Below are 7897 nucleotides of genomic sequence, written 5' to 3'. Positions count from 1 at the left end.
CCCGGCTCCGAAGCGCGGGTCGGTGTGGCGGGCCCGGCTCCGAAGCGCGGGTCGGCGGTGCAAATCGCCGACCCGCGTTCGCCTCTACGACAGATCCCTTTGGCCGGGTGCACGCCGGACGCGGACAGAACACTGGCATGCGCGTCGTCATCGTCACCGAATCCTTCCCGCCCGAGGTCAACGGAGTCGCCCACAGCGTGCTGCGGACGGCCGAGCACCTGGTCCGCCGGGGCCACCGGCCCCTTGTCGTCACCCCCTCGCCGGCGCGGGGCGCCGAGTGCCCGCCGGAGACCTTCGGTGGCGGCGCGGCGCCGGAGGTTCCCGTGGTGCGCATCCCGTCGGTGCCGCTGCCGGGGTACCCCCAGGTGCGGATCGCCCTGCCCAGTCGGCAGCTGGCGGCCGCGATCGCCGGACACCGTCCGGACCTCGTCCACCTGGCCAGCCCGTTCGTGCTCGGCGCGCGCGGGATGCAGGTCGCGGCGCGGCTCGGGGTGCCCGCCGTCGCCGTCTACCAGACCGATCTGGCCGGGTACGCGCACGCCTACCGGGCCGGGCGGGGGCTCGGGGAGGCCGCCGCCTGGCGGCGGATCCGGGCCGTGCACCGTGCGGCCGCCCGTACGCTGGCCCCCTCCACCCCCGCCGCCCAGGACCTCACCGCGCACGGGGTGCCGAGGGTGCAGCTGTGGCCGCGCGGAGTGGACTCGGTGCGGTTCCACCCCCGGCACCGGGACGAGGCGCTGCACCGGGCGCTGGCCCCGGGCGGGGAGGTGCTGGTCGGGTACGTCGGGCGGCTGGCGCCGGAGAAGCGGGTCGACCTGCTGGCGGCGGCCTCGGCGCTGCCCGGGGTACGGGTGGTGGTGGTCGGGGACGGTCCCTCGGCGCCCGGCCTGAAGGCCTCGATGCCGGGCGCCGTGTTCCTCGGCCGGCGCACCGGTGACGAGCTCGCGCGCTGCTTCGCCACCCTGGACGTCTTCGTCCACACCGGCCCGCTGGAGACCTTCTGTCAGACCATCCAGGAGGCGATGGCCAGCGGCGTGCCGGTGATCGGCCCCGCGGCGGGCGGCCCGCTGGACCTGGTCGCCCACCACCGCACCGGCCTGCTGGTGCCGCCCCGGGACGCCGCGGCGGTGGCCCGGGCGGTCACCGAGCTGGCCGCCGACCCGGCGCGGCGGGCCGCGTACGGGCAGGCCGGGCGCGCCGAGGTGACCGCGCGCACCTGGGAGGCGGTCGGGGACCTGCTGCTGCGGCACTACGCCGAGGTGCTGGCGGAGCACCGCGGAGTGCGGCTGCCGTCCGCCGCCCCGGCGTCGGCCGCGCCGGTGGCGCCCGCCCTGTCGGAGGAGTTGCCGGCATGAGCTCCGTTCCCGACGGCGGGGCTCCGACGGCGGGCGGGACGTCCGCGACCGGTGAGGCTCCGATGGCCGGCGGGGTCTCGGCGACCGGCGAGGCTCCGGCGACCGGCGAGGCGCTGACGATCGTCCGGCTCGCCAACTTCGTCACCCCGGTCTCCGGCGGCCTGCGCACCGCGCTGCGCCACCTGGGTGCCGGGTACCGGGCGGCCGGGCACCGGCCGGTGCTGATCGTCCCCGGGGAGCGGCGCTCCGAGGAGGAGACCGAGCAGGGCGTGGTGGTCACCCTGCCCGGCCCGGTGCTGCCGGCCAGCGGCGGCTACCGGCTGCTCACCGACCGGCGGGCGGTCGCCGCCGAGCTGACCAGGTTCTCCCCCGACCGCCTGGAGGTGTCCGACCGCACCACGCTGCGCTGGACCGGCGCCTGGGCACGGCGGCACGGCGTGCGCTCGGTGATGGTCTCGCACGAGAGCGCCGCCGGCCTGCTGCGCACCTGGGGCCTGCCCGGTCCGCTGGCGGGCGCGGCGGCCGACCGGTTCAACGCGGCCACCGCCCGCGCCTACGACGCGGTGCTCTGCACCACCGACTGGGCGGCGGCGGAGTTCCGGCGGATCGGCACCCCGAACCTGGTCCGGGCCCCGCTGGGGGTGGACCTCGACGCGATGCGCCCGCTGCCGCCGACCGCACGGGCGGCCGAGCGGGCCCGGTACGCCGCTCCGGACGAGACGCTGCTGGTGCTCTGCTCCCGGCTCTCGGCGGAGAAGCGGCCGGAGCGGGCGATCGAGGCGCTGGCCGTCCTGCGGGCCCGGCGGCGGCCCGCGGTGCTGGTGGTGGCCGGCACCGGCCCGCTGCGGGACCGGCTGGCGGCCCGGGCCGCGCGGCTGCGGCTGCCGGTGCGCTTCCTCGGGCACCTGGGCGGGCGCGCGGAGCTGGCCCGGCTGCTGGGCTGCGCGGACGTGCTGCTCGCGCCCGGCCCGGTGGAGACCTTCGGGCTGGCCGCGATGGAGTCACTGGCCTGCGGGACCCCGGTGGTGGTCAGCCGCTCCTCCGCGCTGCCCGGCCTGGTCGGGCTCGCCGGAGTGGCGGCCGTCGACACCGGCGACGGATTCGCTTCCGCCGTACGGCAGTTGCTGGGTCGGCCGGAGGAGCTGCGGCGGGCCGCCGCCCGGGCTCAGGCCGAGCGGTACGGCTGGCCGGCGGCGGTGGCGGCGTTCCTGGCGGCACACGGCGTACGCGACGACGAGGCGGGTGACGGAGGTCGGAGGTCAGGATGAGCATGCTGGAAGCCGGGCGCGACCGGGCCGCGGAGGAACACCCCACCGCCGGCGAGCTGCTGCGCTTCGTCGCCCTCGGGGACTCGCTCACGGAGGGGGTCGGGGACCAGGTCGGCGAGGGCTGGCGCGGCTGGGCCGCCGTCCTCGCCCACGCGCTGCCGCCGGAGGGTCGGGACGTCGAGTTCACCAACCTGGCGTACAGCGGGGCGCTCACCACGGAGTTGACTGTCCGTCAATTGCCTGGCGCACTGGCGCTGCGGCCGCAGCTCGCGGCGGTGGTGGTCGGCGGCAACGACACCCTGCGCTCGGGCTTCGACATCCGGCGCGCCGCGCTGGAACTGGACGCCACGATGGGGGAACTGTCCGGCCACGGCGCCAGGCTGCTGACCGCCTGCCTGCCCGACCCGGGCAGCCTGCTCCGGCTCCCGGCGCCGCTCGCCCGTCCCCTGGCGCGCCGGATGCGGGCGGTCAACACCGTGGTGCACGCCCTCACCGAACGCCACCGGGCGGTGCACCTGCACATCGCCGAGCTGCCGTGGCTCACGGAACGCCGGCTGCTGAGCGTCGACCGCCTGCACCCCAGCGCCGAGGGCCACCACCTCATAGCCCGACGCTTCCACGACCTGCTCACCGAGGCCGGCCACCCCCTCGGCCCGCCCCCGGCCGCCGCCCCCGCCGAATCCCCGCCGGGCCTCGCCGCCGACCTCTGGTGGATGGCCACCCGGGGCACCCGCTGGCTCGCCGCCCGCAGCACCGACCTCCTGCCGGGCCTGCTCGCGCTGGCCGCCGCGGAGGGCGCCGCCCGCCTGCGCGGCGGGAGCGAACGGCACGACGAGCGGATGGCCCGGGCCACGGCGCAGGCCCTCGCCACCCTGGGGTGAGGAGTACGCCTGGGCGGCGGGGCCGTTCGACGGGAACCATCGGAGTGGCCCGGGTTGTCGTGTCCGGGGAGAGCGCGACGGAGGGAGTCGGGGTGGAGAGCTCGGACACAGCGGGTCGGGACGTCATGGCGGCGGCGGGGGTCCTGTTCTCGGACGGGACCGGGCGGGTGCTGGTGGTGCGGCTGCCGTACGACCGGAAGCATCCGGTGGCGATCCCGGGCGGCGGGTGGGAGCCGGCGGACCGGTCGCCGAGGGAGACCGCCCTGCGGGAGATCCGCGAGGAGCTGGGCTTCACGCCCCGGTTGGGACCGCTGGCCGGCGTGGACTGGGCACTGCTGCGCGAGGGCGACCGGCCGATCGTCGTGTACCTCTACTGGGCCGAGCCGCTGACGCCGCAGCAGGTGGCGGCGTTCCGGCCGGACACGGCGGAGGTCGGCGGCTGGACCTGGCTGACGGCGGAGCAGGCCGGGCACGCCCTGCCACCGCGGCTGTCACGCCGGGTGACGGCCTGTCTGCGGGCGCCGGGCGACGCCGGGCCGCTGGAGCTGGAGGACAGCCGGCCGGTCGGGCACACGCTCGGGCGGCTGCCCGCCGACGGGCCGGTGCCCGCGTACGCCGGACTGGCCGCCGCACCGGGGCTGACACCGTCGACCGAGGAGCCGTCGGAACCCGCGCAGCCGCCGATGGACCGGGCGACCTACTACGCCACCCGGCCGCGCATCCGGGCCAAGGCGCGGGCGCTGTTCACCGACGCCGCCGGCCGGGTGCTACTGGTGCGGCTGCGGCCCTGGGACGGGCCGCTCGGGCAGGTGCCGCACTGGACCCTGCCGGGCGGCGGGGTCGAGGCGGACCGGGAGATGCCCCGGGCGGCGGCCCGGCGGGAGATCCGCGAGGAGCTCGGCTGGGAGGTCGAGCCGGGGTCGCTGCTGGCGCTGGACTGGCAGCCGGGTGCGGCGGCCGACCCGGAGGCGGACCCGGCGACCGGCCGGGACACCGCCGTCCTGGTGTACGTGTTCGACGGGGGCACGGTGACGGAGCGGATGCTCGGCTCCCTCGTACTGCCGGAGGACGAGCTGGTGGAGTGGCGGCTCTGCGATCCGGCCGAGGCGCGGGCGCTGCTGACCGGCCCGTCCTGGGAGCTTACGGCCGCCGCTCTGGCCGCCCGGGAACGGTCGGGCGGACCGGTCGAGCTGGTGCGCGGGCGGAGCGTCGGGCCGGACCTGCCGCAGGGGTGAGGCCGGATGGACGGAGCCCGGCGGGGCATGAGCCGCCGCCGGGGCCTCGTCCGCGACCTCGCGCGTCGGCGCGGTGGGTCTGGCGCGGCGGGGCGACGCGGCGCGTCGGGGCGCCGCGTCAGACCTCCAGCTCGGCCTCGATCCGGCTCAGCTGGTGGCGGGCCATCGCGAGGTTGGCGCGCGCCTTGTCCAGCACGAGGTAGAGGAACAGGCCCTTGCCGGTCCGGCCGGTGAGCGGGCGGATCAGGTGGTACTGGCTGGTCAGGGTGATCAGAATGTCCTCGATCCCGTCCTGGAGGCCGAGCATGTCCATGGTGCGCATCTTGGCGCGGACCACGTCGGTGTTGCCGGCGGCTGCGACGTTGAGGTCCAGGCCACCGGGGCCGTCGAGGGTGGCCAGCGCCATGCCGCTGTTGTAGTCCACCAGGGCCGCGCCGATGGCGCCCTCGATGCTGGTCATGGCCTGCTTGAGCGCGGCGGCTGCGTCGGTCATCTGGGTAACTCCCCTTCGGTGGTGGGTGGTTCGGTTTCGGGCGGTGCGGTTTCGGGTGGTCCGGTGGTGCGGTGGTGCGGTGGTGCGGTGATGCGGGGGGAACGGCGGGAACGGGCGGCCGACCCGGGTCAGCCCGCGTCGCGCGGATCCTTGGGCACGAGGGCGTCGTTGAGCAGCTCCGCGATGCGCTGCGCGCTGCGGCGGGCCTCCAGGTGCAGCCGTCCGACGTTGACGTCGGGGTGCGCCAGCAGGGTCAGCACGCAGCTGCCGCCGGCCGCGTAGGTGGCGACGTAGCCGTTCTCGCCGCGCACCAGCGACTCGCGGAACTCGCCCTGGCCGGTGGTGTCGGCGAGCCGCTGGGCCAGCGAGAGCGAGGCCGCCGTCATCGCGGCCAGGCCCGAGGGCTCGGTGCCGTGGGTGTCGTGCGCGATCAACAGGCCGTCCACGCTGGCGACCAGACCACCCGCGAGGTGCGGGACGCGGTGTTTGACGGCGCGCAGTTCGGCGAGCAACTCGGTCTCCAAGGCGATCAGTTGTCTCCTTCCGACACGCTGCTTGAGTGCCCGCCTCATGGCCGGAACGACGGGGTCGCGGGCGGGGAATGGGTCAAAGTCGGGCCTCCAGAAGGTCTCGGACCCGGGTCAGCAGCGCGATGTCCGGGTCGGGGACGGCCAGCGGGTGGGCCGCTGCCGTGGTGGGCGGGCGTTCTGATTCCGTGGGGGCGTCGGTCCCGGCCTCGGTCCCGGCGTCGGCCCCGGCGGGGGCGCCGGTACGGGCCGCGGCGGGGGCGGCCGCGACCGGGACGCCGGGGAGTCCGGCACCCCGGAGGCTGGCGCCGGGGATCCTGCGGTGTAGCCCTCCGGCCGGTCCGCTCGGGACCGGTGGGCGAACTTCGGGCACCGGAAGGGCCGTTGACGACACCTCGGGCACCTCGGGCACCGCGGCCGCCGTCGGCACCTCGGGCGGACCGGGCGAATCAAGCGGCACCTCGGGCGGACCGGGGACATCAAGCGGCACCTCGGGCGGACCGGGGACATCAAGCGGCGCGTCAGCCGGACGCGGCGCGTCCAGCAGCCCGGCGGCGGCGAGCCGTCGGACGTCGGCCGTCACGCCGAAGCCGGAGCGGCCGAGCAGCCGGGCCAGGTCCGCCGGGGTCCTGCGGCCGTCGGCGTGGTCCAGCAGCTCGCGGCGCCGGCGGCCGGACGGGCGGTGGGACGGCCGGCGGACGTGCTCGACCGGTCGGACGGGCGCGGTGTCGAGCTGCCCCCACGGCCAGATCCCGTCGAGCAGCTGCCGACGGCGTGCGACCTCGCGGCGGATCCGGGCCGGGTCGACGTCCGCGACCGGTCCGAGCCAGTGCCGGGCGTCGGCCTCGAACCGCCAGACCCCGCCGCCCGGGTCGGCGAGGACGAAGAACGAGGCGTCGAACAGCGTTCCCAGGTGGCCGAGTTCGAGCTCTCCCCGGGTGAGCAGCCGCCGTTCGACGAGCGCCTCGCCGACCCTCGACCGAGGTCCGTGGATCCGGAGCAGCTCCGCCCAGTCCTCGGGGGTGATCCGGCCGCAGCCGATGAGCAGGTCGGCCAGGCCGGGGGCCCGGGAGGACTGGGCGGCGGCCACCCGCCCGTCGACCAGGTGGAGGCTGCCGAGCGGTCCGTGCAGGGCGCCGGTGGCGCGACGGTCGGCGAGCAGGGTGAGCGCCTCGCCCGGGGTCCTCGGGGTGGCGGCCCCCGCCCAGGGCGGCGGCGCGGTGCCGGTCGCGGCGGTCACGCGCTCACCCCAGCATCAGTTCGTCGGTGAGCGCCTGGAGACGGAAGCGGGCGGCGGCGAGGTTGCCCTCCGCGCGGTCCAGCCAGAGGTGCAGAACGAGCCTGTTGTCGAAGACGGTGTCGATGAAGCGGATCAGGTGGTAGCTGCGGCCGGCGGTGACGATGATGTCCTCCAGCGGGGCCCGCCGGTCCTCCGCCACGGTGAAGGTCTGGCTCTCAACGGCCGCCCGCACCAGGTCGGTTGCTTCGGCGGCGGAGGTTTCGTGCTCTCCGGTCGGGCTGTCCCCGAGGCTGCCGAGGGCGAGCCCGCTGCTCCAGTCGACCAGGCTCGCGGCGCGGGCCCCGGGGATCGCCATCGCTCCGGAGAGGCATTCGTCGATACCGGGCACACCGGCTCCTTCGCGGGGTCTGGGCGGCCGGACGCAGCGCGGCGCCGACCGGTTCACCACCTGCAGTGGCTGGTTCGACACGGAAGGCTACTGCCTGATTCCACCGGACGAACATTCCGATGGCATATTCACACCGGCGGCGGCCAGTTCAGGCCAAGAATTGACGAGTCATCAGACCGGGAGCGAAGGTGACGCCACTGGTGGGCCAGGGCGGTTGGAGCACCGTTCACCGGCCGCCTGGCACGGGACCTTGGCCGATACCGGGTTGTGCCGGAGGGTTTCGCCATCGAAAGTGCGATAAGAGGACGAGCCCATGGAGCGCGAACACGCCGAAGGGGCCAGTTCCGTTGGACGGAACGAGCCCCTTCGATGGGAGCGCCAGGCCCGGGTCGCACGGACTCTCCCTACTGAAAGTAGGGCGTGCTCTGGTAGCACCGCTGACGCCTGTTCGAGATTCGTTTCCCGGAAGGTCACTTCCTCTCGACGGGAGGAACACTAGCAGGCCATCAC

General features: G+C 76.1%; 8 protein-coding genes. 4 read left to right on the top strand and 4 right to left on the bottom strand.

Annotation, left to right across the window (positions count from 1 at the left end; translation table 11 throughout):
- Positions 1-137: 137 nt before the first annotated feature.
- From ACFU6K_RS23360 to ACFU6K_RS23345, 4 genes are all read left to right on the top strand, one after another.
- Entirely contained in the window at positions 138-1355 is a 1218-nt protein-coding gene (locus ACFU6K_RS23360) for a glycosyltransferase family 4 protein (protein WP_380665981.1), read from the top strand.
- A gap of 62 nt (positions 1356-1417) precedes the next feature.
- On the top strand, positions 1418-2623 hold the full coding sequence (locus ACFU6K_RS23355) for a glycosyltransferase (protein ID WP_380665985.1): 1206 nt from the start codon (positions 1418-1420) through the stop codon (positions 2621-2623).
- Between the two features lie 2 nt (positions 2624-2625).
- Complete coding sequence (locus tag ACFU6K_RS23350; RefSeq protein WP_380665983.1) at positions 2626-3504, top strand: SGNH/GDSL hydrolase family protein; 879 nt, start codon at positions 2626-2628, stop codon at positions 3502-3504.
- Between the two features lie 92 nt (positions 3505-3596).
- Positions 3597-4739, top strand: a complete 1143-nt coding sequence (locus ACFU6K_RS23345) for an NUDIX domain-containing protein (protein WP_380665979.1) — start codon at positions 3597-3599, stop codon at positions 4737-4739.
- 118 nt (positions 4740-4857) lie between these two features.
- Here ACFU6K_RS23345 and ACFU6K_RS23340 read toward each other — a convergent pair whose 3' ends face one another.
- The 4 genes from ACFU6K_RS23340 to ACFU6K_RS23325 all read right to left on the bottom strand — a co-directional run bounded on the left by ACFU6K_RS23340 (position 4858) and on the right by ACFU6K_RS23325 (position 7387).
- Positions 4858-5232 carry a hypothetical protein gene (locus tag ACFU6K_RS23340; RefSeq protein WP_380665977.1) on the bottom strand — a complete coding sequence of 125 codons (375 nt, stop codon included), beginning with the start codon at positions 5230-5232 and terminating at the stop codon, positions 4858-4860.
- A 128-nt stretch (positions 5233-5360) separates the two neighbouring features.
- The gene (locus ACFU6K_RS23335) at positions 5361-5756 is read right to left on the bottom strand and encodes a roadblock/LC7 domain-containing protein (protein WP_310593218.1); all 396 of its coding nucleotides are present in this window, start codon (positions 5754-5756) and stop codon (positions 5361-5363) included.
- Between the two features lie 82 nt (positions 5757-5838).
- Positions 5839-6999, bottom strand: a complete 1161-nt coding sequence (locus ACFU6K_RS23330) for a hypothetical protein (RefSeq protein WP_380665975.1) — start codon at positions 6997-6999, stop codon at positions 5839-5841.
- Between the two features lie 4 nt (positions 7000-7003).
- Positions 7004-7387 (bottom strand): hypothetical protein, encoded by a 384-nt coding sequence (locus tag ACFU6K_RS23325; protein WP_380665973.1) that lies wholly within the window; start codon positions 7385-7387, stop codon positions 7004-7006.
- Between the last annotated feature and the right edge of the window lie 510 nt (positions 7388-7897).

The organism is Kitasatospora sp. NPDC057512, assembly GCF_042802135.1.
Classification (GTDB): Bacteria; Actinomycetota; Actinomycetes; order Streptomycetales; family Streptomycetaceae; genus Kitasatospora.
This window is presented reverse-complemented; position numbering and strand designations above follow the sequence as displayed.

Bases quoted from the DNA above. Each gene is read 5' to 3' on its own strand.
- ACFU6K_RS23355 (WP_380665985.1), top strand. From the start codon at position 1,418: ATGGCCGGCGGGGTCTCGGCGACCGGCGAGGCTCCGGCGACCGGCGAG.
- ACFU6K_RS23350 (WP_380665983.1), top strand. From the start codon at position 2,626: ATGCTGGAAGCCGGGCGCGACCGGGCCGCGGAGGAACACCCCACCGCC.
- ACFU6K_RS23360 (WP_380665981.1), top strand. From the start codon at position 138: ATGCGCGTCGTCATCGTCACCGAATCCTTCCCGCCCGAGGTCAACGGA.
- ACFU6K_RS23340 (WP_380665977.1), bottom strand. From the start codon at position 5,232: ATGACCGACGCAGCCGCCGCGCTCAAGCAGGCCATGACCAGCATCGAG.